Here is a 25,280-nt window from a genome sequence, read left to right on the forward strand (position 1 = left end):
GGAACCAGCATAATTGTACTTGATCATTCTTCTTCTTCCTTGAAATTAGTGAAAGCTATTTTCTAAATTAAGGTAAAAATAGCTTTCACTTGCTTGAAATCCCAATGGATGCTGCCATTCCGTGGTAACTTCTATTTTGCTAATAGGGGTTCAGGGTAAGGATGAAGAGAATGTGAAGGTTTTCACTTCAACCATAGGGTACCTTAGTTTGATAACAATTTTCAAAAAGCTTGGAGTATATCCAAGCTTTTTGAATAGAAATAAATAATCATTATTATTTTCCTAGAGTTGAAGAGAAGAACAACGAGCTGATTGCAGCTCATTTTCTTATGATGCATACGGGGAAGATTACTTTAAGAAGGAATTGTTGCTAAATTGAACGAATTTTATAAGGGAAAGTCTATGGTTGGTTATCCTTGAAGGAGAGATAATAATCGAAATATAATATTCCAATAAAAGATCAGGAGAAATAAACTAAAATATAACGTTATATATTTTGTAATTAGGAGGGGATTCGATGAAACTAGCTGAAGCATTAATTTTACGTTCTGATTATCAGAAAAGAGTTGAGCAGTTGAAACTTCGTCTATTTAATAATGTAAGGGTTCAAGAAGGGGACAACCCTAATGAGGATCCGCAGGTTATGATGGAAGAATTAACGGATCTCTTAGGGAAGCTTAAACATCTTATTCAAAATATCAATCGGACCAATTTACATACAAGTTTTGATAAAGAACAATCTCTTGCTGACGCACTGACTAACAGGGATTTAATTGGGCAGGAAAGAAAGATTTATAGTGAATTAGTTGAAAAAGCAACCATGCGACATGACCGATATTCCAGGACTGAGATTAAGTATGTTACAACCATTCATGTAAAAGAAACTCAAAAGTATGTAGATGAATTATCAAAGAAATACAGAGATCTTGATGTTAAAATACAAGAACTGAACTGGAAAACAGATTTATTAGAGGCGTAATCTAATAGAAAAATAAGTTGGTAGCGAAAATGAAAAGGCGAATACCAAACCTAACAACAGGTCAAAGTTGTAATTATAATGGTAAGGGTTTTGGGGTAACCCTGAGGTTCGAGTCCTCATATTACAACTTATACCCAGTAATGTAACAACATTACAACTTACTTATACATTTAACAACCTGGTATAGATTTTCGTTTCGTGAGGGTAGGGTAGGGGAAAAAAACAGTAATTCTGCGCAAAAATCGAGTTAACAGAGAGGCTTTAATCTTTAATGATTAAAGCCTTTTTACAAGGTTATCATGGTTGTGTTTCACAGATTTAAATGATGTAGTTTTGGCAACATGGTTATCAATCTTTATGAATTATTTCTCAAAGGGAAAATGATAAGTTCAAACAATTTGTTCCGCAGGGAAGCCGGATAGGTCAAGTAGGTACATTAAGTGAATGATGAGGAAGTTATGAAAGATTATTATAAACGGAACAATAATCAATAAAAGGAAGAATAGTATTTTTATTAAGCTCTATCAGTGCAGGATAGTTCAAGAACGATTTGTTACAAAAAAGGACAGTTACGATAAATAATCGGTAACTGTCCTTTTCCCTAATTTAATTATACCATTATTAACTAACCATTTTTAGTCTGTTTTTTATTTATTTCATTGTTAGTATTAATCTTTAATCAGATAAACAATTTTTGTCATACGATTCGTCTTGGTATTGAGCGATAAATGGGAGGGAAAGAAATGGAACCATATGTTCTGGAGTTTCGGGAGATTGATAAAACGAGTCAAATGGTGGTCGGAGGAAAAGGGAGTAATCTAGGTGAACTATCGAAGATTCGTGGAATACAAGTGCCAGAAGGATTTTGTGTTACGACAGAAGCCTATCAAAAAGCCCTCGAACAAAACAAAGCGTTTCACGCATTGTTGGATCAACTAACACTGCTAAAAGTAGAGGATCGAGATCAAATTGGTGAAATCAGCAGGGAGATTCGGAAAATCATTTTGGAAGTAGAAATTACTTCCGATGTTGTGAAAGCTGTTGCTCACTATCTCTCCCAGTATGGCGAGAACCAAGCTTATGCAGTTCGTTCCAGTGCAACTGCTGAAGATTTACCGCATGCCTCCTTTGCCGGTCAGCAGGACACCTATTTAAATATCATCAGAAAAGAAGCCATCTTACAACATATCAGCAAATGTTGGGCTTCCCTATTTACGGATCGTGCCGTGATTTATCGTATGAAAAACGGATTTGACCATCGAAAGGTTTATCTGTCTGTTGTTATTCAAAGGATGATTTTTCCACAAGCTTCTGGAATACTATTTACAGCTGATCCAGTTACCTCAAACCGCAAAGTGCTGTCGATCGATGCTAGCTTTGGACTGGGTGAGGCGCTTGTCTCTGGCTTAGTGTCTGCGGACAATTATAAAGTTCGGGAAGGTAGGATTGTGGAGAAGAGGATTTCCACCAAAAAGTTGGCTATATATGCACGAAAAGAAGGCGGAACTGAGGAAAAGGAAATTGAGCCGGGTCAGCAGAATCTATCTACACTTTCAGATAATCAAGTATTAGAGCTAGAAAGGATTGGTAGAAAGCTTGAGGCGTATTTTGGCTGTCCGCAAGATATCGAATGGTGTTTGGTTGATGATACATTTTATATCGTCCAGAGTCGTCCAATCACTATTCTTTTCCCCATCCCAGAAGCAAATGATCAGGAAAATCACGTCTATGTATCTGTCGGTCATCAACAAATGATGACCGCCCCCTTTAAACCATTGGGATTATCTTTTTGGCTGTTAACGACTCCTGCCCCCATGCGTAAAGCTGGTGGAAGGTTGTTTGTTGATGTTACACAAAATCTGGCTTCACCTGCCAGTAGAGAAATTTTATTAAATGGCATGGGAAAACACGATCCACTCATGAAAGACGCGCTTATGACCATCATAGAGCGAGGAGATTTTATAAAATCGTTACCAAATAATAAAAAAGAACAGAGTCCTGGTAAAAGCAATAAAGGTATGTCATCTGCGGGTTTTCAAGCACAAATCGAAAACGATCCGACAATCGTTTCTGATTTGATTAAGCGTAGTCAGACTTCGATAGAAGAATTAAAGCATAACATCCAAACGAAATCAGGATCAGATTTATTGGATTTTATTTTAGAAGATATCCAGCAATTAAAGAAGATTTTATTTGACCCACAAAGTTTGGCTGTGATTATGGCTGCTATGGATGCTTCATCATGGATCAATGACAAAATGAACAAGTGGTTAGGTGAAAAAAACGTAGCAGACACGCTTTCTCAATCTGTACCAAACAATATTACTTCGGAAATGGGTCTAGCATTATTAGATGTCGCAGATGTGATTCGTCCTTATCCAGAAGTAATTGGTTATTTACAACATGTAAAAGATGATACCTTTTTAGATGAACTGGCTAAGTTTGATGGTGGACAGGAAACCCAAGATGCAATAATTGCTTATCTTAACAAATACGGAATGAGATGTGCTGGAGAAATCGATATTACGAAAACTCGTTGGAGTGAAAAACCAACTACACTTGTCCCCTTGATTCTCAATAATATCAAAAACTTTGAGCCTAATGCCAGCAAGAGGAAATTTGAACAAGGGCGGCGTGTTGCCTTGAAAAAAGAACAAGAGTTATTAGAGCGATTGAAGCAATTACCGGATGGTGAACAAAAAGCCAAAGAAACAAAACGAATGATTGACCTAATCCGGAATTTCAGCGGGTTTAGGGAATATCCAAAATACGGCATGGTTAATCGCTACTTCGTTTATAAGCAGGCTTTACTGAAAGAAGCCGAACAACTTGTTCAAGCTAACGTTATTCATGAAAAAGAAGATATATACTATCTCACTTTTGAAGAACTTCACGAAGCCGCACGCACAAATAAACTGGATTACCAGATCATCAGCAAACGAAAAGACGAGTACAAACTATACGAAAAACTAACTCCCCCACGTGTTATCACGTCTGATGGTGAAATCATTGCAGGTCAGTACAAACGAGAAAATCTCCCAGCTGAAGCTATTGTAGGTCTACCGGTTTCTTCCGGAGTTATAGAGGGACGCGCTCGTGTCATCTTGAACATGGAAGATGCTGATTTAGAAGATGGAGATATATTGGTCACCGCCTTTACTGACCCTAGCTGGACACCATTGTTTGTATCCATAAAAGGCTTAGTCACCGAAGTTGGTGGACTGATGACCCATGGAGCAGTTATCGCACGTGAATATGGCTTACCAGCAGTTGTCGGTGTGGAAAATGCTACAAAACTGATAAAAGATAGGCAACGAATTCGCGTGCATGGAACAGATGGGTATATAGAAATACTATAATTCTTTACATTTAAATCATAAAAGAAGAGAATGTGAATTTGGAAAATCATTGACATTATGGTTCTTTACCCTGATTTTTTAAGTAACGTGTGCAAGAGTTAAAGAAAAGGGATTGCTGCTGCGATCCTTTTTTTCGACTTACGGTCAGAATAGTTGAAAAAGCAATAAGTTTACTTTGTGAAGGTTAAAAATAATTAAAGTAAAAGTAAGGAGAAAGAATAGTGCTCGAAACTTTATCTTTTATCGGTGATTGATTCAATATAATGATGATTACTTGGGGAATTGGTGGATCTCTTTTACTTAATTTTTATAAATTAATTGAAAAGTCTAATGATATAGATAATTTGGTGGATGAAAAGAATGCCAAGCAATTAATTCATACTATGACTAACTTAGGGAATTCAAAAGAAACTATACGAATTAAGCCTTTTAAAACAGAATATTTCTCTAAACATAGTATTGGTAAAGTATATATATAATGGGAGGGTTTGCAATCCAACATCAAGAAGGGATTTATAAATTAACATTTAATGAGGAGTCAATTGTAGACCACAAAAATATAAATGGAGTCGAAATTCCTTTATGTTCACTGGAAGATTGGTATGTTTTGTATTGGTTAATTCCTGACAAACGCGAAAAAGCAGATCTTATTGAAAATTATTTAAGAAATAAAGGTGTTAAGCATCCCAGATTGTTAGAAAAAGCGTTGGAGCAACCATTACCGTTTGAAGTGAAAGAAAGAGTTGATATTTTTGATATCAATCTTGTTTATGTCTGCTTGCACTTCTCAAACACCACATGTTCCCTACACTGGATATAACTTAAAAATAGGTGTCATTGGAGAACTACCAATAGAAGCTGTAAATAGTAAAATATCTTTTGAAACTTTATCTTTCAATGACTTAAGCAAAAGCAATGATAAAAAATTGGATGCCAATTTAATAATGGAAGAACATTTGTTAGAAGCTAGCAAACATAAGTATTCGCAAATATACACTGAATTACAGGTTCCTATCTTCTTTATTGGTACTCATAATTTAGCAGCTTTTTTCTCCGATGACATTGCTTATCATGAACAAGAATTTCAACCAGGCTTACCTTATGCAGTTGGTTATAGCAATGGAATAAATTATAGCAATGGAATAAATTATAGCTCTGGACTATATAACAGTAAGAAAACTGAAGAAACATTAGAACTTTTTTATTCTGACCTGTATAGATTCATTGAAAATAATGATAGAGTTTCAGCGAGTTAAAAGAAAAAACGAAGCGCAATTTTGTTTTTCATGTGGAAGGGGCAGGATAGTTCAAGAAGGTATAACCATTTGTTTTTGCGATTACATATTTTTTTATGAAAGAAAAGGAGATTTCAAGATGAAAAAGACCGTTTTATTTATTCATAGTGCTGGCCCACAGGATCCGGAGCACGGAAGCAGCAATCTGTCTGCGTATTTAGAAAATGAACTTAGGGACAAATATCAATTTGTTATACCAAAGATGCCTTCGCCAGAAAACCCAAAGTATGTACGATGGAAGGATCAGCTTGAAAAGGAACTCAATATGCTGAACGGGGAGGTAATTTTAATTGGACATTCGTTGGGTGGTTCGGTCTTATTAAAGTACCTTTCTGAAGAATCTTATAACCTAACTTTCTCTGGTTTGTTTATCATTTCATCACCATACTGGGGATTAGATAAAGATTGGCAGTCGAAAGAATTCACGCTTCAAAATAATTTTGAACAAAATCTCCCTGCTATTCCCCATCTGTTCCTTTACCACAGTCGTGATGAAGATATCGTACCTTTTAAACACCATAAAATTTATGCAGAAAAACTTCCACAAGCAACCTCAAGAGAACTCGAAGGTAGACAACATTTATTCCATAATGGATTACCTATACTAGTTAATGATTTAAAGAACGTGTAATTTTAAATTATATCGTTCTATGAAACTAAACTTCTCCTGCTCAGATTATTGAAAATCAAGTTATTATTATTTAATTTATTCGAACTAATGGTGAAGGCAGGTATGAGTAAAGATAAATAATCTGTGTGAATACATTATCTTGATGAAATCATAATTATGCTAACGAACAGTTTAGAGGAAGAAGGAAAAGATTAAGATAAATGCCAAAACAGGTAATTATGAGTTTAATAAAGAGATGATTAATAAAATTAGCCAGAAGTATTTCGATGAGGAGATTAGCTTGTATGCAAACATTGTTACTTTCAAGAACAGATGTAGAATCCTTATTAAATCCTTTAGAACTGTATCCAGCTTTAAAATCAGCCTTTGGTGAGTACTCTTTGAACCGTAATATACCTTCTCAAAGAGCGAGATCGATTTTACCTTATGAAAACACAAGTGCTATGATTTTGTTTCCCGGTATCAGCTCTAATATTCCTGCGTATACAGTCAAAGTCCATGCAAAGTTTCCATCCCAACCTCCCTCTATCAAAGGAGTTATTAACCTTCATGATATTGAATCAGGACAGTTATTAGCGATAATGGATTCTACATATATTACGGCTGTTCGTACAGGATTGTCAGGTGCCATAGGAACTCATTTGTTAGCAAGAAAAGATGCAAAAAAAATAGCTATAATTGGTGCGGGTGTACAAAGTAAACTCCAACTACAATCTCTACAGTATTTTAGGCAGATATCTAGTGTCTTTGTTTATGATACTGATATTGAAAAAGCGAGATCATTTGTTCAAGAAATGAAAGAAGAATATAAGACTCCTATAGTTGTTTGTAATAGCTTGGCAGTGGCTGTCAATGATGCAGATATAGTTATTTCAGCAACATGGTCAAGAGAACCTTTCTTATTTTCAAAAATGTTAAAGAAAGGTGTACATATTACAACGCTTGGGCCAGATGAACCAGGTAAATGTGAAGTTAGTGCAGAATTGATACAGAAGGCGATATTTGTTTGTGATGATCGTCAACTTGCGGTTCAAATGGGAGCTATTGGAGGAGTAGGATTATCGGAAGAAAACATACATGCAGAAATAGATGAGGTTATTTTAAACCAAAGACTAGGAAGAACAAATGATAATCAAATTACAATTTACGGATCTGTCGGGTTGGCTTTTCAAGATTTAGTAGCAGCTTGGTATGTCTATCAAAAAGCAAGGGAATTAAACAAAGGACAGCATATTAACTTTCTAGAGTAATCTCATCTTCAACTAAAAAAGCTTGAACCTGACTTTCTCCTTTTGATACATCTAGACCAACGACTGGATTCATTTATTTCTCCTCCTAAACTAGTAAATTGCCAGTAACCCCTAATACCTCCATGCAGTGTCACAGCTTCGATTGTTATACGAGATCTAAGTCCCAACCAGCTTCAATCATGTTTCTACAAGTAGGGGGCGAACGGTTTAGCTGACGGGGTCAAAGCCCCACGGGCAGTTACGTTCTACCCTGGCTACTGATATAATAAAACCATATAAATAATGGTCAACCAGAAAAATCTGGCTGACCTTATAATACGAAAGGGGCAGTTTAGTTTAAGTGCATTTCTTCACAAACTTATTGATAAGCCTATCCTTAAAACAACAAACGCATCAAATTAATTGACTCAATGCTTTTGTAACAAAATAGTCGCCTACTTTTTTTGCGAATTCGAGACCGTTTGTATTACTAATCATCATCTTGGTCGATCTAACATGAAAATCAAGGCCACCAAAAAATGAGCGAGTTCTTGGTCATCAATCCTTTCACCAGTTGTTTTTAAAATTATTTAGATCTTCTTGAGAATAATCACGTGTCCTTCACTACTTGGTTTGGTGCCATGGGAAATGGTGGACGTCTATCGTCAAATAAGGTTATAGCAAAGTTTTTTATGGACACACGTGACTTCAATCGTGAATGCGATTCGTGCCCTTTTGCATGAAGGGTCTGTTGACAACGATATCTGGATCGCGCTTGCCTGGTGCGTCGGCATCATGGTCATCGCTTACTTATTCGCCAGTAAAGCATTTAAACGCCAGTTAGGGTAAGTACATCATTATGGGATTAGCCAAATCAATAGTCAGCCGCTCCGTTAAATGTATTTGCTACACATGGAAGGCTGCTTAAATGCCGGTGCAACCCTCGATGAAATTAGAAAAGAATAACAGAATCCAAAGTAACGGATCAGGATATTTCAACAAGAAAGATCTGAAATAATACTTAAACCGCAAAGGTTATTATTAACTACCTAAGCGGTTTTTGTGTTTGCTAATTATAGCAGGATGTTGTTTTCCAGTTTGTGAAAGATCGTACTTAAAGTATCGGAGCAATTAGTTAAAGAGGACTTTTCCAATTTTTAACGAACTACCTATAATACCTTTTACAAAGATAGGGTGGTATTTATAGGGAAGCAAATTAAATTTTATATTGATGACCAAAATAAAAAAAATATAATCGAGAGACTACGGACCGCTGGTTGTGTTTTTGCAGAAGAAGAGGCTCGGCTCCTTATTTCTGAGGCACGGACATTGGATGCCCTCTCCACTATGGTCAATCTTCGAATTACAGGTACCCCACTTGAACATGTCATCGGTTGGGCGGAGTTCTGCGGTATCAGGATAGCAGTAGACCCAGGAGTCTTCGTACCCCGCCGCCGTACTGAGTTTCTCGTCCAAAAGGCAGTTGCCTTTTCTGTACCTGGAGCCATAGTGGTTGACCTTTGCTGCGGTACTGGAGCGGTGGGTGTTACGATAGCAAAAGCTCTGGGGTGTATTAAGTTGTATGCAGTAGACATCGATCCAACCGCTGTGCGCTGTGCCCTTCGCAATGTTACAACCCTAGGTGGTCGTGTATATGAAGGGGACCTCTATGAGCCACTACCTGCCAAACTGCGTGGAAAAGTCGACATCCTAGTTGCAAACGCACCTTACGTACCTACCGATGCAATCAAGCTGCTTCCCCAGGATGCACGTCTACATGAACCGAAGATGGCGCTCGATGGAGGAAATGATGGACTTGACATTCAGCGAAGAGTGGCACAAGAAGCATCCCTCTGGCTAGCTTCTGGAGGGCATCTATTAGTAGAGACGAGCGAAATGCAGGCACCTCAGACCTTTGAAATCTTCACCCAATACGGGTTAATCCCTCAAGTGACACACTCTGATGAATTGGACGCAACTATTGTAATTGGAACCAAACCCACCCCTTTAGAATAACTGTGGGAAGCTATTTATCTATTTTGTTATGCTCCTTTAGCCCTTTTAGCTTATCAAGAAAAATTTATATAATGATAGATATACACGTGATTATTGGGGAGGAAATAAATTTGAAACGAGTAGCTGTCTTTTGTAAAGGTTAAACTAATTCTTAAAAAGGGAGATTTATAAAAATGGCACTCTCAAAGAAAAATGTAAGAACTTGTAACAAGGGACATCAATACTATAAAAGTAGCGATTGTCCTACCTGCCCAATCTGCGAGCAAGAACGCAAGCCTGATAGTGGATTTTTTTCACTCCTCTCTGCACCAGCAAGACGGGCATTAGAACACAATGGAATAACCACTTTGCAACAGCTCTCAACATATAGCGAAAAAGAGATATTACAATTTCACGGTATGGGGCCAGCATCTTTACCTAAACTTAGGGCCGCTTTAAAGGAAAATGGGTTATCATTCAAAATGTAATAATATCTTCTTGAACGATCCTTCACTTAAATTTACAACGAATGATAGAGAACTTGGAAAATCTCCAAGTTCTTTTTAACGTATTTAGCGAAGGGCAATGTACCAGTATCGATTACGATGACGAGTGTTTCGACATTACTTGCACCCATTATGACGCCACTACTGTTATTGCAAAAGATAATATAACTAATTTAAGAGTTTAATCCTTTTCCAGTGATTCAATAATATTTTCATACATCATCTTATGCCCATAGTCATTAGGATGAAGCCCATCAGCTAGATATTTGGACGTTTCCATCCCCTCAAAAATGGAGTAGTTGTCAATTAAGTCAATATCGTTTTCCTGCGCTACTTGAGTAATAACGTTACATACTTCTTTCGTATCAAAACTATATACGTATGGATCATTATTTGCTGCAGGATTTGGACACATGAGAATGATATTTCGATTGGAATTCACTTGATCTACAAGAATTTCTAAATTCTTTTTGAATTCACCTGACCCTTTTTCTACCTCTTCAGCAATAATTCGATCGTTTGTACCGAGCTGAATGAATACATATTGATCTTCATCACTGATCGCAATTCCATCACCCATCGTATTACCATCTAAGTTGTTGGCTACATAACTCCTCGTCGTTGCGCCAATGATTCCTTGATTAGATATCTTAATCGTTTTGTTAACGATAAACCCGCCTATTTTTAAAGTCTGTTTGCCATCGGTATCATTCTTAACCGTTTTGATTTCAATTAAAGCGTCTTTTACATAGTCAAATGAGTGTGTGCGACGATTGTCGTAACCATCCACGCTTGTAGAGAAAACGCCTTCTGACACTCCATCAATAAACAATTCATAGTCCAAGCTATTTTCTGTGCTATCAAAGGACAAGGTGAATTCTTTCCCGGTATATCGAAATCGTATAAGCCCGTTACCGTCGGACACATCAAAGATTAATTGTTTACCTGAAACAGATTCTTCACTTCGCTTTACTTCTTGTAAGGCATCTCCATCTGTTCCAACTTCAAAATTCTCTCGGTCTGGGAAAATAATCATTTCTTGTTGGTACTCGACTACTGATTCTCCGCTTGGTGAAGCATCCCAGTTGGAAAACAAAGGCGTAGCATCATCCATGTACTGAGAACCGATGTAACGCTTAAATTTATTCACAAAAGATTGTGAGTCAAAATGATCTCGTCTATCAGACAAAGTACCATCGCGACCACTAGCATAATCTTCCGGATTTCCTGTTGCTGTCAAACCCCATGTAATCGAGTCCCCAATAAACTCGATACTCATATATTGTTCGAAAGGGCTTGATAAAGCGATATTCAATTTTTCAAGCTGACTTAAATTAGGATCTATTTTTTCTAAATGACTCTCTGCTTTTGTTGGTCTTATTGTGTTTCTTTTACTTTCACCAACTATCATAATGCTGGATAGGACTAGTATTGAAAGAAGAATACACAGGAAAAGTACTTTTTTATTCAAATGACCACCGCCGGAACATTTTACAAATATTGTATCAATGAATCGGTATATCTTCTATTAAATTAACTAAACTCAAAAAACATTGACGAATCCTGCCAAAACAGGTACCTTTTCCTTATACCAGTTAAGGAAGTGCACTTGATGTCGAAAAAGAAAAAATTGATCCTGACAATCGTATCAATATTGGTCGTTCTGCTAGGAGCAGCAGGAGTTTACGGATTTAATATATATCAATCATTAAAAGAAACAACTGAAACCATGCATACACCAATCGAAAGAGTCCAGCCTGAAAAAAGGCCGGAAAAAGTAACACTTGAAAAGAAGGATCCATTTTCCGTTCTATTAATGGGCGTAGATAAAAGAGAAAATGATAGTGGCCGTTCCGATACGATGGTTGTCTTAACCGTCAACCCAAATACGAACTCAGTAAAGATGTTAAGTATTCCCCGTGATACAAGAGTTGAGATTATTGGCCGGGACACGGAGGATAAAATCAACCATGCTTATGCATTCGGCGGCGTAGCGATGTCGATGGCTACGATCGAAAATTTCCTCGACATACCGATAGATTATTATATTGAAATAAATATGGAAGGCTTTAAAGATATTGTCGATGCAGTTGGAGGGGTTGAAGTCAATAATGCCTTTGCCTTCAACTATGAAGGCTACACCTTTGAGGAGGGAACGCTTCAATTAAGCGGTGAAGAAGCATTAGCCTACTCAAGAATGCGTTATGAAGATCCTAATGGTGATTTTGGCCGGCAACAGCGCCAGCGCCAAATCATCTCAGCCATTATTAAAAAAGGAGCAAGTCTATCTTCACTCTGGAATTACAGCAATATCTTTGATGCATTAGGTGCCAATGTAAAAACAAACCTTACTTTTGAAGAAATGGTCGATATTCAGCGAAATTACGGGTCAGCTGCGAAAAATATCGAGCAATATCAAATCGCAGGGAACGGACAAATGATCAATTCTATTTACTACTATATGGTTTCAGATGAGGAACGCGCAAGACTCCAAGATTTATTAAGACAGCATTTAGAATTAGACTAATCCAAGGTCAGAAGAACTTTCTTCTGGCCTTTTTTATGCCTAAAGAAACACTTTCGTGATTTAAAACAGTAGCTTACAATACTTTAACAGAATTTTGGAACAAAAGGGGTGGAATTATTAGTCATTGAGTCTTATAATTATGCTATTATAAAAATATGAAAAATTTGCCGATAGATGTCAAATTTGCCATCTTAGAAAGAGAGTGTATAAATTGGAAGAAACAATCAGTCTGCGAGAGATATTTGAAACCTTAAAGAAGCGATTCCTATTAATTGTATCAATCACTCTATTAGCAACGGTTGCTAGTGGAGTCATAAGCTACTTATTTCTAACACCGATATACCAATCTTCCACGCAATTACTTGTGAACCAAGAAAGAACGGATCAGCCTTTCTTAACTGCAAGTGATATTCAATCTAACCTCCAGTTAATCAATACATATAGTGTCATTATCAAAAGTCCAGCCATTTTAGATGGAGTCATTGAAGAGTTAGATCTCGATTTAACGACTTCACAATTAAATGAAAAAATACAGGTACAGAGTGAACAAAACTCACAAGTCGTTACATTATCAGTCGAAGATCCAGATCCATCCGTAGCTGCCGATATCGCTAACACAACAGCACAAATATTCCGAGAGCAAATTGTTATCCTGATGAACGTTGATAATGTAACGATTCTTTCGGAAGCGATTGTTAGTGATAACCCAGTCCAACCTCGTCCGCTGCTTAATATAGCAATTGCCTTTGTAGTAGGATTAATGGCCGGAGTCGGTATCGCATTTTTACTAGAATACATAGATAGAACAATCAAGACAGAGCAGGATATTGAAAAAATACTAGAGTTACCGGTGCTAGGAGTTATTACAACCATTGATGATGAAGATTTTGAAGAGCTGGGAATGAGAGCAGCAAGAAAGACAGAAACAAGAGGTGAGACCATTGGCGCTTAAAGGGTTTAAAAGAGAGAGAAAAAGATCATCTCAATCAAGAAGTTTAATTACGCATATTAACCCGCGTTCTCCAATTGCAGAGCAATACCGGACGATGAGAACCAATATTCAATTTACACAGGTCGATCAGACGATTCGTTCATTAATGGTTACATCATCAGGGCCAGGGGAAGGGAAATCGACAACAGTCGCCAATTTAGCTGTAGTTTTTGCACAACAGGGCAAAAAGGTTTTGGTAGTAGATGCAGACATGAGAAAGCCGACTGTTCACTACACCTTTCGATTAAATAATACATTAGGATTAACAAATATTTTGACCAAGCAAGCAACACTTGAAGAAGCAATCAACGATTCATTGATCGATAACTTATATGTAATGACAAGCGGGCCAGTTCCGCCAAACCCTGCTGAACTATTAGGATCTAGTGCAATGGAAAATCTGTTAGCAGAGTTATATGAACAATTTGATCTGGTTATTTTTGATACACCTCCCGTTTTAGCCGTAACGGATGCACAAATTTTAGCGAACCAATGTAACGGCACGATTCTTGTCGTAAGTAGTGGAAAAACGGAAATAGACTACGCAAATAAGTCTAAAGAGTTACTTTTGAATGCAAAAGGAAGGCTACTCGGGGTTGTATTGAACAATAAGAAGGATAAAAAGGGGAGCTATTATTACTACTATGGAGGAAAATAGACCTAATTAGACAATTTACACCCCTTTAATTGGCTGAACTTGCATGGTAAGATAGGCTTATGTTTTGGGAAAATTAGGGGGTAGAGGAAATGATTGATATTCATTGTCACATTTTACCGAATCTGGATGACGGATCGAAATCGATGGCCGAAAGCATCGGAATGGCTAAAAAGGCCGTACAAGAAGGGATTAACACGATCATTGCAACACCCCATCATAAGAACGGAAGCTATGAAAATACGAAACATTCGATCCTTGAACATGTACAAGCCCTAAATGATGTACTTGTACAGGAAATGATCCCACTAACGATTCTGCCTGGACAAGAAGTAAGGATTTATGGTGAAGTACTCCATGATTTTGAAAAGGGAGAGATCCTTACATTAAATGACGGGGGAAATTACTTATTTGTAGAATTTCCATCTGGCTCGGTACCTAGGTTTACGGAAAAGCTTTTATATGATATTCAGATGAGAGGTCTAACCCCAATCATCGTTCACCCTGAGCGGAATCAAACTTTAATTGAAAACCCTGAGATGTTGTATCAATTCGTTAAAAAAGGAGCCCTAACCCAAATAACTGCAGCGAGTATCACAGGGCATTTTGGGAAAAAGATTCGAAAGTTCTCCCTCGATTGTGTGGAAGCGAACTTAACTCACTTTATTGCCAGTGATGCACACAATACCCATAATCGAACATTCTTAATGAGGGAAGCCTATCACGTTATCCGTGAGGAATTTGGACAAGATTTGGTATTCCTTTTTAGGGAAAATGCACAGTTGTTAGTAGAAGGAAAAACAGTGTTTAAAGAGATACCTGAACGGATTAAGAGGAAGAAGATTTTAGGGCTTTTTTAACGGGAAAGTCACAATCTTCCTGATTAAATATCTTGAATACAAAATATAGGATAATATCCTACATGAAATCACAGAATCACATCGGTGATGCCTCCTGACCGCTATCAAAGGAGACACTCGGCCATACCGTGGGCGGAATACCATGATTTCGCCTTAGACGCCCGTTGTCAAGGGTATGGTGTGAGGGCGGGTTAGATGCCCATACATTTTTAATAGTTCTAAATACCTAACGAAAGCGTATGAATGGCGTACGCTTTCGTTAGGTATTTATTTTCTAAACAAAAAGAAAGGGGGAACATTCATGACCTATCAAAAAAGAATGTCATTATTAATTTTGCTAGATTCTATTATTGTCTTAACATCGATTTACGTAAGCTATTTTTTATTACATCCTTCTTTAAGTGTATTTAAGACACCTACTCTGATAATCAGCTCAATCGTGATTCTTTTTAGTCATCATCTTTATGCTTGGGTTTATCGCCTCTATAAAAAGGCTTGGGAGTATGCAAGTATTCCCGAACTGCTTGCAATCGTTAAGGCTATTTCTTTCTCTATAATGAGTGCTGCAATCATTCAACTAATCATAGATGCTGATATTTATATTAGAGCTCTAGCCATCACATGGATGTTACATGTATTGTTAATTGGCGGATCTCGGTTTGCCTGGAGAATACTTCGGGATCGGATTATTCATATGAATCATAATAAAAAACGAACGCTTATTATCGGCGCGGGTTCTGGCGGCTTAATGGTAGTTAGGCAATTAATACATAACAAAGAAGCGGAATTAAAACCAATCGCATTTATTGATGATGATCCAAATAAACAGAGATTAGAATATCTTGGCTTATCGGTAGTGGGAACTACGAAATGGATCAGACAAGTGGTTGAACAATACAAAATTGAACATATTATCATTGCGATTCCTTCCCTAAATAAAAAGGAACTTAATCGTATTTTTCAAGAGTGTTCTACAACAAAAATAAAAACACAAATTATGCCGATGATTGAGGACATCGTAACTGGTAAAGTATCGGTTAACCAATTTAGAGATGTACAGGTAGAGGACTTATTAGGGAGAGATCCCGTTGAGTTAGACCTGAAGAGCATTTCAAAAAGTATTACAGATAAAACAATCTTAGTCACCGGAGCTGGAGGGTCGATTGGATCAGAAATTTGCAGGCAGGTTTGTCGTTTTAACCCTAAGAAAATTGTATTACTTGGACATGGGGAAAACTCCATCTATGAAATTGATTTGGAGTTAAGGAATCAATATAAAGATAAATTTCAAATTATCCCAGTTATTGCGGATGTTCAAGATCGGGCGAGGATCTTTGAAGTAATGGAAGTACACAAACCAAACATGGTTTATCATGCTGCTGCTCATAAGCATGTTCCGTTAATGGAATATAATCCAAAGGAAGCAGTAAAGAACAATGTAATTGGAACGAAAAATATGGCAGAGGCTGCGGATACATTTGGCGTCGTTACGTTCGTCTTAATTTCATCTGATAAAGCCGTAAACCCAACAAACGTGATGGGATCAACAAAACGAATTGCGGAAATGGTGATTCAAAAAATGGATCAGGTCAGCAAAACCAAGTTCGTGGCAGTGCGCTTTGGCAATGTCCTTGGCAGCCGAGGAAGTGTTATTCCATTATTTAAAAAGCAAATCCAAGAAGGTGGACCGGTTACAGTTACTCATCCAGAGATGACGCGCTATTTCATGACAATCCCAGAAGCATCCCGTCTCGTAGTGCAAGCGGGTGCATTGGCACTTGGCGGGGAAATCTTTGTGTTGGATATGGGTGAACCAGTTAAAATTGTGGATCTGGCGAAAAATCTTATCACACTCTCTGGCTATTCAATAGAAGAAATCGGAATTACCTTTTCCGGAATTCGCCCTGGTGAGAAAATGTTTGAGGAATTACTCAATGAAAATGAGATTCATCCAAAGCCAGTATTCCCAAAAATCTTTATCGGGAAAGCGGTCGAAACGAATTTTGAACAAGTGACCAGATTGCTAGATTCGTATGATTCTTTAAAAGGACAAGAACTGAAAGAATATGTATTGTCTCTTGCAAACAGAAAAGAGGCACCAATTGTTCAGGTAGCCAGCCATTAAATGAGGTGAAAATCATGAAAAAGGTAAGAAAAGCGATTATACCGGCAGCTGGGCTAGGGACCCGGTTCTTGCCAGCAACGAAAGCACAGCCGAAAGAAATGCTGCCGATTGTTGATAAGCCAACGATTCAGTATATCGTCGAAGAAGCAGTTGCATCAGGTATAGAAGATATCATTATCGTCACAGGCCGTGGTAAAAGAGCGATCGAGGATCATTTCGATAAGTCATATGAGCTAGAAGAGACATTAATGAAAAAAGGAAAGCTTGAACAATTGGAAGAGGTCCAGCAGATTACGAATCTAGCAAACATCTATTATATCCGTCAAAAAGAACCGCTAGGATTGGGACATGCGATTTCCTGTGCCAGCAGATTCATAGGTGATGAGCCATTTGCAGTTCTTTTAGGTGACGATATCGTGCATACGCAAGGGAAGCCATGCTTACGGCAATTAATCGACGTCTATGAACGATATAATTCATCTGTGATTGGAGTCCAGCAAGTTCCAGATGAAGATGTGTCGAAATACGGAATTATCTCGATGAAAAATGGGGAGATTGATCCAAATTGTTATCATATTAATGACTTAGTAGAAAAACCAAAGACAGAAGAGGCTCCATCAAACTATGCCATTATGGGCCGCTACATATTAAGACCAGAGATTTTCGAGATATTAGAAAGCCAAGTCCCAGGTGCCGGCGGGGAAATTCAGTTAACGGATGCGATTAAGAGTTTAAATGAAAAGCAGATGGTTGTTGCTTATAACTTTGAGGGAGTACGGCATGATGTAGGGGATAAGTTTGGCTTTATCCGGGCGCAAATTGAATTTGCTTTGGAGCGGGAGGATTTACGAGAGAGTTTGCTTCCTTATTTAGAGCAAGTTTTAAAAAAGGGGAAGGTTGAGGTTTGGGTTTAATCAATTTGAAAGAATAGGATATATTTATTATTGATGCAGGTAATCTTTCGATTTCCTGTTATTTTATTATGTGAAAATATCTTCAGACATTGATAAGGTAATAGGTTTGAGAAAAATAAATATAGTTTGGAGAAAAATTTGATAATCTTAAAACTTCTGCGGGTGATCGTAGCATGGGAAATTTCACTAAATATTGATGTTTTGTCTGTCTCTGGGATTATCGAAAATATTAAACACGATGTTTGCGATGCTAATCAGGTAGAACTTGAAAGATGTTATGAACTACACTTAGTAATGGAAAATATTAATCATTCTGACTTTGTATTTTCTATGTATTTTACAGGAATACGGTGAAGATATTTGTCTACTTGATGGTGAAATTAGCTATGTTGATGGTGTTGTTGAGTGTAGTATTCATCCTTCGGATGAACATGATGACTCAGATAAAGACGGTGGTGATGGAGGAGTTCCTTATTTATTGTTGGATTGGTAGCTCTTCGAGCTTAATTCGGTAGTAAGATGAATGGTGGTGTGGAACTGACTATCGAGATTAGATAACGTGCTGAAAGCCTTGTGGGATAAGGGTTTGTGACGTTTTTAGTCAGATTTATATATTGATTGAATGGTATATAAAATAGGAAGAAATTCGGTTTAGGATGATAAATGCAAGAATATCTATTTCGCATTTGGTTGTTCGATTGAATAGATATTACGAGATGAGTATCAGAAATGGATAAACACAATATATAGTAACGGATTTTGCGAAAAAGGTATAAAATGGACACAATATATTGATTTTTTCATCTATTTGGCATATTGAATATAAAATGCGAAGTGGCTATTTGAATTAGATAACTATTTTAGTAGTTTAGTAGTTGGTTGGAAAGACAGATGATTCCAATTAAGTCCTAACTTACTAAATAACTTTTCAAGGAGTGTTCCAGGCATGTATATGAAAATTAAAAGATTGATAGATATCATTCTTTCTTTATTTGGACTTATAGTATTATCACCGATTTATTTAATTATAATTATTGCTATTAAGATCGACTCAAGAGGTCCGGTTTTATTTAAACAAAAGCGTGTTGGAATAAACAAAACACATTTCAACATATTGAAGTTTCGTACTATGCGTATAGATACGCCTAAGGACACTCCGACCCATTTACTAGAGAATCCAGAGCAATACATCACTAAAATGGGTAGGTTCTTGAGAAAGACTTCTCTGGATGAGTTACCACAGATTTGGAATATATTTGTTGGTCAAATGAGTATTATCGGACCAAGGCCAGCGCTATGGAATCAATATGATTTGGTTGATGAACGAGATAAGTATGCTGCAAATGATGTACCACCTGGATTGACGGGTTGGGCGCAGATTAATGGTAGGGATGAACTTCCTATTGACGTTAAGGCGAAACTGGATGGCGAGTATGTAGAGAAGATTAGTTTATGGATGGATGTTAAGTGTTTCTTTGGGACAATCAAATGTGTTATTAAGAGTGATGGGGTTGTTGAAGGTGGGACTGGAGCAGTAAAGGAAGTTGCGAGTAGCAAGGAGAGCATTTAAAAATGAAAAACGTGTTGATAACAGGGAAAAATAGTTATGTAGGGAATAGCCTGAAGAAATGGCTTGAAAATTATCCTGACAAATATTTAATTGATTCAATTAGTTTAAGAGATGGTTCATGGAAGGAAATGGACTTTTCGGAGTATGATGTTGTATGTCATGTCGCTGGAATAGCTCATGTCTCTTCAGATCCTAAAATGGAAGAAAAGTACTACAAAGTAAATCGTGATCTTACAATAGAAACTGCTAAGAAAGCTAAAGCAGAGGGTGTTAAGCAGTTTATTTTTATGAGCAGCATTATTGTGTATGGAGATAGTACAAATGATAAAAGAATTATTGATACAGATACAGTACCTACACCGACTAATTTTTATGGAAATAGTAAACTGCAAGCTGAAGAGGGTATCAAACCTTTAGCAAGTGATAATTTCAAAGTCGTTATTGTTAGACCACCAATGATATATGGAAAAGGTTCTAAAGGAAATTATCCTAAGTTAGCAAAAGCAGCTTTAAAGCTACCTGTTTTCCCTAATATTGATAATCAACGTAGTATGCTTCATATTGATAATCTTTGTGAGTTTATTAGATTAATGATTAAAAATCAAGAGAGTGGCTTGTTCTTTCCGCAAAATAGGGAGTATGTTAAGACGAGTGAGTTGGTCAAGATTATAGCTGAAGTTCACGGAAAAAAAATTAAACTTATAAAAGTGTTTAATCCTCTTTTAAAAGTTTTAGGATTGAAACTGGGAATTGTTAATAAAGTATTTGGCAATTTAGTATATGAGAAAAATATCAGTAATTATAAAGAGAATTATCAGATTAGGGACTTACGTAAAACGATTAAATTAACAGAATTGGAGAATAGAGAAGGATGAGTTCTATACAAGATTATAATCTATCAGAGGAATTAGTTTCAATAATAATGCCTGCATTCAATTGTGGAGATTTTATTGGTATCACTCTTGATTCCGTGATAGCACAAACATATCAGAATTGGGAAGTCATCGTGATTGATGATTGTTCAACAGATAACACTGAAGAAGTAGTAAAAACTTATAGCTCTATGGATACAAGGATTAAATATTATAAGCTGGATAAAAATTCTGGCGCGGCTGTTGCGAGAAATAAAGCTATCGATCTTGCAAATGGGAAGTACATGGCTTTTCTTGATAGTGATGATGTTTGGTTTCCTGAAAAGTTAACTAAACAAATTAGCTTTATGAAGGAACATGGATATAACTTTACTTGCACTAGTTATACAAAGATTGATGAACAAGGCAACTATCTTAACCGTACTATTAAAAGTCAGAGAAAAAGTGATTATGATGGGATATTAAAGACTTGTCCGGGGAACTCAACGGTGATCTATGATGCTATGAATTTAGGTAAATTTAAAATACCAAACATAAAAAAGCGAAATGATTATGTGATGTGGCTGCAAGTTGTAAAAAAAGAAAAATACTTGTATGGGCTTGAAGAACCTCTTGGAAGTCATAGAATTAGAAAAGGGGGTATTTCTAAAAAAAAATCAAGCTTAGTAAGTTATCATTGGAAAGTTTATCGAGAGTTTGAGCAATTATCGATTATAAAATCATGCTATTTAATCCTTTATTGGGTTATTGCAACGGTGTTTAGGCTAAGATAAGAGAAGAGGTAATGCACTATCAACTAATTCTTCTATTGTTATTTAATAAGTATAAACCAAGTAAGAATTTATTAATAAATACCCAAATAAATTAGCGTGTTTAATCCCTTGAATTACCTATATAAAATTTTGGATTGATACATTAACAAAGTACAAATGTTGAGGGTAATGTGTGAGAATTCAAGGGAGATATATGAAAATGAATTCGTACAGAACAAGTATATGGCAGGATGTAAAATTATTCAGAATAATTCTACAATCGGCTAAGAACAATGTATTAATAGTAAATAGAGTAAAAGTTATAGACACGAATATATAATACAATATTCCGTTTATATCCTGAAATAAAAAAATACTAATAGGAGTAGGTAAATGATCAGTAGAAGCATCCCAAGAAAGTATAATGTTAGTAGCTTAGAAATGACTCTATTCATTATATCCATGGTATTCACTCCGCAATACTTACCTATTGATATTAGGCCTGTGGTTTATATTTTTTGGGGGATGGTAGGGCTTTACCGGGGTGGTATGTTAACAAATTTGACCAGATATATTAAAACTACTATGATAATTCTTCTAGTTTTAACTATCTATGGAGCTATCATTGTACTATTTAATGGTTCTGATCAAATTTATGTTTTTATGAGATATACAAGAGCTTTAGTAGCTCTGTTAGTTATCTGGATTTATATCAGTTCGATAAAGTTAGATATTGATAAAATAACAAACAGTATTCTTATTGTACTACTTATTCATTCATTAATAATTATTGCAGAAATAATTGAACCTAGTGTAAAGGATTTAATGGTACCATTTGCAGGAGTTAGCAGGATGTTTTACCCATATAGAGCCAATGGGTTTGTAAATAGTTATGATTATGCTGGACTATATACTGTTCTTGGTTTTTTATTAGCTTCATACAAATATATATTGAATAGAAATAAATTGTATCTATTAATCACTATTGTATGTGTAACTGCAACATTATTTACCTCAAGGTTGAATATTTTTTTAATGAGTATTGTTATGATAATTGTTTTAATAAAATCAATAAAAGAAAAGGCCCGTCTACTTTCTATACCTTTACTAGTTATTTTCTTTTTGGTAAGTACTACTGCTGTTTTTTTATGGGCGATTACAACGGATGCAATTCCTGGAGCACGTGATTTTATTTTTAATAGGTTTTATTGGGCTGATCAAGTATACAGTACAATTAGATATACCTATCCAGACAATGATATTCAAGAGGTCATTGCGTATCAATTTGATTTAATGATGAATTTATCACTAATCTTTGGTAGTGGAATTGATGGAAATGTCGATCCAGGGTACACGCAATCTATTTATTCAGTAGGGCTTATTGGAACTTTGATTATAGTATTCTACTATATATATCAATTATTTTATATAAAATATCTTCAAAAGGCTTCCAAAATATTTGATGGTAGAAATCTAATATTTACATTAAGTTTCTTTTTATTGATATTTAATATTGTGTGGAATTTAAAGATATGGTTCTTCTTTTCTACAAGTATATTTGAACTCACAAGTATATTAATAATTATATATGAGTTAAGTAATAAGAAAATAACAGTAGAAAAGAACAATTATGAAAGTAAATATAACTTTTGAACAAAAATTTAAACAATAACCAACTAATAATTAAAAGTGGAGAGGATTTTGTTGAAAATTCCTATCAAATTAGTGCTCGTAGTGCTTTGTTACCGTGAAACAGAAGATATTAAGAAGATGCTTGATAGCATCAGAGATAAAAGAAAAAATATCTCTGTTATATTAGTTAATAGTTATTATGATGAATCGACAAAGGAGTCATTCCAAAAGATAGCTAACGAGCATAATACGGATTTTATAAATATAGAAAATAAAGGTTATGGTTATGGAAATAATCGTGGTATTGAATATGCTAATAATCATTACGAGTATGAATACTTAGGAATATGTAACCCTGATATTAAATTTAATCGATTACCTTTAGAGATCTTCACAGAAGAGTTCTACGACAGTATTATTGCACCACGAATAATAACGAAGACAGAAAGAGAGCAAAATCCTTATTATTATTCTCATTTAAAAGTAGTTGATTGGTTGAAATATATCGCGTTTAAAAGAAACTATTCCTTTGCTTATTATGCAGGGGTAGCAATAAATAAGGTGTATCGAGAAACTAGGTTAGTAATAGAAAAAATTACCAACAGAAGTAAAACTAAAATATATGCTTGTCATGGATCATGTTTTTTTATTGGATATAAAGCAGCTAATAAAATAGGAGTGCCATATAACGAAGAAATGTTTTTATTCCATGAAGAGGAACATCTGGCCCGAATTGCGCGAAATAAAAATATACCTACGGTTTTTATTAAAGATATTAATATAAAGCATTTTGAAGATGGTAGTTCTGTGGATATAAAAAAGAATGGTTCTATTTCAAAGTATATGAAACAATCTTATATAACATTCTATAATTATTGGAATAAAAACTAGGTCTTAAAGAACAATAAAAAAATTTTCTATGATTTAGACTTAGTTTGTCGATAAAAGGGGGGGAATACTTGCCTAAATCATATCCATTAGTAACTTCAATAGTTTTATGTTACAAAAAATTTGATCACCTATATGATGCTATTAATTCAATTTTAAATCAAGATTATCCTCGTATTGAATTGATCATTTCTGACGATGCCTCTGGTAATTTCCCTGAGGAAAACGTTCGAAACTATATTCAGAAAAATAAAAAAAATAATATTGTAAATACAAAAATTATCATAAATAGACAAAATCTTGGTACTGTCCGAAACCTTAATGGCGCTCTGAAAGCTGGGAGTGGTGAGTACTTTGTTGGCCTGCCGGGTGATGATGTATTCTATGATAACACTGTAATGAGACGTGTAGTAGAAAGATTTGTAGAAACAGGAAATGAGATATTGTGTTGTCGACGTCTTCGTTGTTCAGAGGAAGGGTTGTTACCTCTTAGGTTGATGCCTAATAATGCTTATTTACCAATCATAAAAATGATTAATTCACCTAAAAAACAATATCGTGCATTTGCGCTTGGTCGTTATTACGAAATGGCATCGGGGTCTACCACATACTTTTCAAGAAAGCATTTTGAAAGATGGGGTTATTTTGATGAATCCTATATTTTATGGGAAGATGGGCCTTTCTTCGCTCAATATACGCGTTCTGGTAATATCATACCTACTGCTTATGACATAATTGCAATTCGATATAGAGAAGGAGGAATATCTAATAGTAAGCCAAATCCTCTGATGCTAAAAGATTATTCTAGGTTTATTAATGTTGAGTGTTACCAACATAAGGACAAATTTAATAAGCTAGATCGTCGATATTTATCCTTTTTATTTGAGAGATCAACTAAATTTAAGGGATATTCAAAGAGTAAACAGATTTGGATTTTAATCAAATATTTTGATGTAGTGATACACAAATTAGGCTATAAATATTTTGGTTTATTTATTAGTTTTTACGAAAGTAATATCAGAAGCTTTAACGAAGTGAAGGGAGAAAAAAATGGATTACAATAAAATTGATATTAAAACAATCCCAACTAATGAGATGGGGTCTTTATCCTTTTTTGAAGGAGAAAGTGATATTCCGTTTCAAATTAAGAGGATCTACTTTATACATGGTGTTCCTAAAGGAACGCAACGAGGCGGACACGCCCATAAACAATTACAACAAATCCTTTTTTGTCCATTTGGAAAGATTGAGATATTACTAGATAATGGTAAAAAGAAAGAAAGCTTTTTTTTAGATGAGCCAAACAAGGGCCTAATAATCGGTAATGGAATATGGAGAGAAATGATATGGCATAATAGTAACTCTGTGTTATGTGTTGCAGCTTCTGAGTATTATGATGAGAGTGATTATATTAGAAATTACGATGATTTTTTAAAGATGGTAAAGGTAGGGATATAATATATTTTTAGTCCTCCCTTCTAAGTATTGAAATAGTCTTTA

The 25,280-nt window shown here is 35.7% G+C and carries 23 protein-coding genes and 2 pseudogenes; 24 read left to right on the forward strand and 1 reads right to left on the reverse strand.

Annotated elements, in window-relative coordinates:
• The first annotated feature begins 517 nt into the window (after window positions 1-517).
• The 11 genes and pseudogenes from CRO56_RS01865 to CRO56_RS01910 form a co-directional block, all read left to right on the forward strand.
• On the forward strand, window positions 518-979 hold the full coding sequence (locus tag CRO56_RS01865) for a DIP1984 family protein (protein ID WP_097156890.1): 462 nt from the start codon (window positions 518-520) through the stop codon (window positions 977-979).
• A gap of 743 nt (window positions 980-1,722) precedes the next feature.
• Window positions 1,723-4,338, forward strand: coding sequence for a phosphoenolpyruvate synthase (gene ppsA / locus CRO56_RS01870; protein ID WP_097156891.1), 2,616 nt, complete (start codon window positions 1,723-1,725; stop codon window positions 4,336-4,338).
• Window positions 4,339-4,601: 263 nt separating this feature from the next.
• Window positions 4,602-4,817, forward strand: a complete 216-nt coding sequence (locus CRO56_RS22740; RefSeq protein WP_179714138.1) for a hypothetical protein — start codon at window positions 4,602-4,604, stop codon at window positions 4,815-4,817.
• Entirely contained in the window at window positions 4,817-5,158 is a 342-nt protein-coding gene (locus CRO56_RS22745) for a hypothetical protein (RefSeq protein ID WP_179714139.1), read from the forward strand. The genes CRO56_RS22740 and CRO56_RS22745 overlap by 1 nt, the downstream gene beginning before the upstream one ends.
• Window positions 5,091-5,594: a hypothetical protein gene (locus CRO56_RS22620; protein ID WP_142305172.1), complete on the forward strand. Its 504-nt coding sequence runs from the start codon at window positions 5,091-5,093 to the stop codon at window positions 5,592-5,594. The genes CRO56_RS22745 and CRO56_RS22620 overlap by 68 nt, the downstream gene beginning before the upstream one ends.
• 118 nt (window positions 5,595-5,712) lie before the next feature.
• A complete protein-coding gene (locus tag CRO56_RS01885; RefSeq protein ID WP_097156893.1) occupies window positions 5,713-6,264 on the forward strand; it encodes an alpha/beta hydrolase in 552 nt (183 codons plus the stop codon).
• A gap of 284 nt (window positions 6,265-6,548) precedes the next feature.
• On the forward strand, window positions 6,549-7,514 hold the full coding sequence (locus tag CRO56_RS01890; protein WP_097156894.1) for an ornithine cyclodeaminase family protein: 966 nt from the start codon (window positions 6,549-6,551) through the stop codon (window positions 7,512-7,514).
• Between the two features lie 681 nt (window positions 7,515-8,195).
• Window positions 8,196-8,342: pseudogene (locus CRO56_RS01895) on the forward strand (ABC transporter permease); the annotation flags it as partial.
• A gap of 378 nt (window positions 8,343-8,720) precedes the next feature.
• A complete protein-coding gene (locus CRO56_RS01900; RefSeq protein WP_097157198.1) occupies window positions 8,721-9,509 on the forward strand; it encodes a putative protein N(5)-glutamine methyltransferase in 789 nt (262 codons plus the stop codon).
• Between the two features lie 173 nt (window positions 9,510-9,682).
• Window positions 9,683-9,976: an RNA polymerase alpha subunit C-terminal domain-containing protein gene (locus CRO56_RS01905; protein WP_097156896.1), complete on the forward strand. Its 294-nt coding sequence runs from the start codon at window positions 9,683-9,685 to the stop codon at window positions 9,974-9,976.
• 75 nt (window positions 9,977-10,051) lie between these two features.
• Window positions 10,052-10,147 (forward strand): annotated as a pseudogene (locus CRO56_RS01910) (bile acid:sodium symporter family protein); the annotation flags it as partial.
• A 28-nt stretch (window positions 10,148-10,175) separates the two neighbouring features.
• Here the strand turns inward: CRO56_RS01910 and CRO56_RS01915 are convergent.
• A complete protein-coding gene (locus CRO56_RS01915; RefSeq protein WP_142305173.1) occupies window positions 10,176-11,405 on the reverse strand; it encodes an SGNH/GDSL hydrolase family protein in 1,230 nt (409 codons plus the stop codon).
• Between the two features lie 201 nt (window positions 11,406-11,606).
• Between CRO56_RS01915 and tagU the strand changes: the two genes are divergently transcribed.
• The 13 genes from tagU (at window position 11,607) to CRO56_RS01985 (ending at window position 25,238) form a co-directional block, all read left to right on the forward strand.
• Window positions 11,607-12,521 carry a polyisoprenyl-teichoic acid--peptidoglycan teichoic acid transferase TagU gene (gene tagU / locus CRO56_RS01920; protein ID WP_097156898.1) on the forward strand — a complete coding sequence of 305 codons (915 nt, stop codon included), beginning with the start codon at window positions 11,607-11,609 and terminating at the stop codon, window positions 12,519-12,521.
• A 211-nt stretch (window positions 12,522-12,732) separates the two neighbouring features.
• Window positions 12,733-13,473 (forward strand): YveK family protein, encoded by a 741-nt coding sequence (locus CRO56_RS01925; protein WP_097156899.1) that lies wholly within the window; start codon window positions 12,733-12,735, stop codon window positions 13,471-13,473.
• The gene (locus CRO56_RS01930) at window positions 13,463-14,170 is read left to right on the forward strand and encodes a CpsD/CapB family tyrosine-protein kinase (protein WP_281257275.1); all 708 of its coding nucleotides are present in this window, start codon (window positions 13,463-13,465) and stop codon (window positions 14,168-14,170) included. The genes CRO56_RS01925 and CRO56_RS01930 overlap by 11 nt, the downstream gene beginning before the upstream one ends.
• A gap of 89 nt (window positions 14,171-14,259) precedes the next feature.
• Window positions 14,260-15,027 (forward strand): tyrosine-protein phosphatase, encoded by a 768-nt coding sequence (locus CRO56_RS01935; protein ID WP_097156900.1) that lies wholly within the window; start codon window positions 14,260-14,262, stop codon window positions 15,025-15,027.
• Window positions 15,028-15,328: 301 nt separating this feature from the next.
• Window positions 15,329-17,152: a polysaccharide biosynthesis protein gene (locus CRO56_RS01940; RefSeq protein WP_097156901.1), complete on the forward strand. Its 1,824-nt coding sequence runs from the start codon at window positions 15,329-15,331 to the stop codon at window positions 17,150-17,152.
• Between the two features lie 14 nt (window positions 17,153-17,166).
• Window positions 17,167-18,066, forward strand: a complete 900-nt coding sequence (gene galU / locus CRO56_RS01945; protein WP_097156902.1) for a UTP--glucose-1-phosphate uridylyltransferase GalU — start codon at window positions 17,167-17,169, stop codon at window positions 18,064-18,066.
• 946 nt (window positions 18,067-19,012) lie between these two features.
• Window positions 19,013-19,636, forward strand: a complete 624-nt coding sequence (locus tag CRO56_RS01955; protein WP_097156904.1) for a sugar transferase — start codon at window positions 19,013-19,015, stop codon at window positions 19,634-19,636.
• A gap of 2 nt (window positions 19,637-19,638) precedes the next feature.
• Window positions 19,639-20,511, forward strand: coding sequence for an NAD-dependent epimerase/dehydratase family protein (locus CRO56_RS01960; RefSeq protein ID WP_097156905.1), 873 nt, complete (start codon window positions 19,639-19,641; stop codon window positions 20,509-20,511).
• Complete coding sequence (locus tag CRO56_RS01965; RefSeq protein ID WP_097156906.1) at window positions 20,508-21,281, forward strand: glycosyltransferase family 2 protein; 774 nt, start codon at window positions 20,508-20,510, stop codon at window positions 21,279-21,281. The genes CRO56_RS01960 and CRO56_RS01965 overlap by 4 nt, the downstream gene beginning before the upstream one ends.
• 372 nt (window positions 21,282-21,653) lie before the next feature.
• Window positions 21,654-22,913, forward strand: coding sequence for a hypothetical protein (locus CRO56_RS01970; RefSeq protein ID WP_097156907.1), 1,260 nt, complete (start codon window positions 21,654-21,656; stop codon window positions 22,911-22,913).
• A 51-nt stretch (window positions 22,914-22,964) separates the two neighbouring features.
• Entirely contained in the window at window positions 22,965-23,783 is an 819-nt protein-coding gene (locus tag CRO56_RS01975) for a glycosyltransferase family 2 protein (protein ID WP_097156908.1), read from the forward strand.
• Between the two features lie 68 nt (window positions 23,784-23,851).
• The gene (locus CRO56_RS01980; protein ID WP_179714140.1) at window positions 23,852-24,844 is read left to right on the forward strand and encodes a glycosyltransferase family 2 protein; all 993 of its coding nucleotides are present in this window, start codon (window positions 23,852-23,854) and stop codon (window positions 24,842-24,844) included.
• Entirely contained in the window at window positions 24,831-25,238 is a 408-nt protein-coding gene (locus CRO56_RS01985) for a sugar 3,4-ketoisomerase (RefSeq protein ID WP_097156910.1), read from the forward strand. The genes CRO56_RS01980 and CRO56_RS01985 overlap by 14 nt, the downstream gene beginning before the upstream one ends.
• The last annotated feature ends 42 nt before the right edge of the window (window positions 25,239-25,280 follow it).

The sequence above is a fragment of the Bacillus oleivorans genome, from assembly GCF_900207585.1.
Classification (GTDB): Bacteria; Bacillota; Bacilli; order Bacillales; family JC228; genus Bacillus_BF; species Bacillus_BF oleivorans.

What these genes read in the sequence shown, in the direction of transcription:
- CRO56_RS01885 (WP_097156893.1), top strand. Translation starts at nt 5,713, where the DNA reads ATGAAAAAGACCGTTTTATTTATTCATAGTGCTGGCCCACAGGATCCG.
- CRO56_RS01915 (WP_142305173.1), bottom strand. Translation starts at nt 11,405, where the DNA reads ATGATAGTTGGTGAAAGTAAAAGAAACACAATAAGACCAACAAAAGCA.
- galU (WP_097156902.1), top strand. Translation starts at nt 17,167, where the DNA reads ATGAAAAAGGTAAGAAAAGCGATTATACCGGCAGCTGGGCTAGGGACC.
- CRO56_RS01965 (WP_097156906.1), top strand. Translation starts at nt 20,508, where the DNA reads ATGAGTTCTATACAAGATTATAATCTATCAGAGGAATTAGTTTCAATA.
- CRO56_RS01985 (WP_097156910.1), top strand. Translation starts at nt 24,831, where the DNA reads ATGGATTACAATAAAATTGATATTAAAACAATCCCAACTAATGAGATG.
- ppsA (WP_097156891.1), top strand. Translation starts at nt 1,723, where the DNA reads ATGGAACCATATGTTCTGGAGTTTCGGGAGATTGATAAAACGAGTCAA.
- CRO56_RS01940 (WP_097156901.1), top strand. Translation starts at nt 15,329, where the DNA reads ATGACCTATCAAAAAAGAATGTCATTATTAATTTTGCTAGATTCTATT.
- CRO56_RS01960 (WP_097156905.1), top strand. Translation starts at nt 19,639, where the DNA reads ATGAAAAACGTGTTGATAACAGGGAAAAATAGTTATGTAGGGAATAGC.
- CRO56_RS01955 (WP_097156904.1), top strand. Translation starts at nt 19,013, where the DNA reads ATGTATATGAAAATTAAAAGATTGATAGATATCATTCTTTCTTTATTT.
- CRO56_RS01890 (WP_097156894.1), top strand. Translation starts at nt 6,549, where the DNA reads ATGCAAACATTGTTACTTTCAAGAACAGATGTAGAATCCTTATTAAAT.
- CRO56_RS01935 (WP_097156900.1), top strand. Translation starts at nt 14,260, where the DNA reads ATGATTGATATTCATTGTCACATTTTACCGAATCTGGATGACGGATCG.
- tagU (WP_097156898.1), top strand. Translation starts at nt 11,607, where the DNA reads ATGTCGAAAAAGAAAAAATTGATCCTGACAATCGTATCAATATTGGTC.
- CRO56_RS22740 (WP_179714138.1), top strand. Translation starts at nt 4,602, where the DNA reads ATGATGATTACTTGGGGAATTGGTGGATCTCTTTTACTTAATTTTTAT.
- CRO56_RS22745 (WP_179714139.1), top strand. Translation starts at nt 4,817, where the DNA reads ATGGGAGGGTTTGCAATCCAACATCAAGAAGGGATTTATAAATTAACA.
- CRO56_RS01970 (WP_097156907.1), top strand. Translation starts at nt 21,654, where the DNA reads ATGATCAGTAGAAGCATCCCAAGAAAGTATAATGTTAGTAGCTTAGAA.
- CRO56_RS01865 (WP_097156890.1), top strand. Translation starts at nt 518, where the DNA reads ATGAAACTAGCTGAAGCATTAATTTTACGTTCTGATTATCAGAAAAGA.
- CRO56_RS01905 (WP_097156896.1), top strand. Translation starts at nt 9,683, where the DNA reads ATGGCACTCTCAAAGAAAAATGTAAGAACTTGTAACAAGGGACATCAA.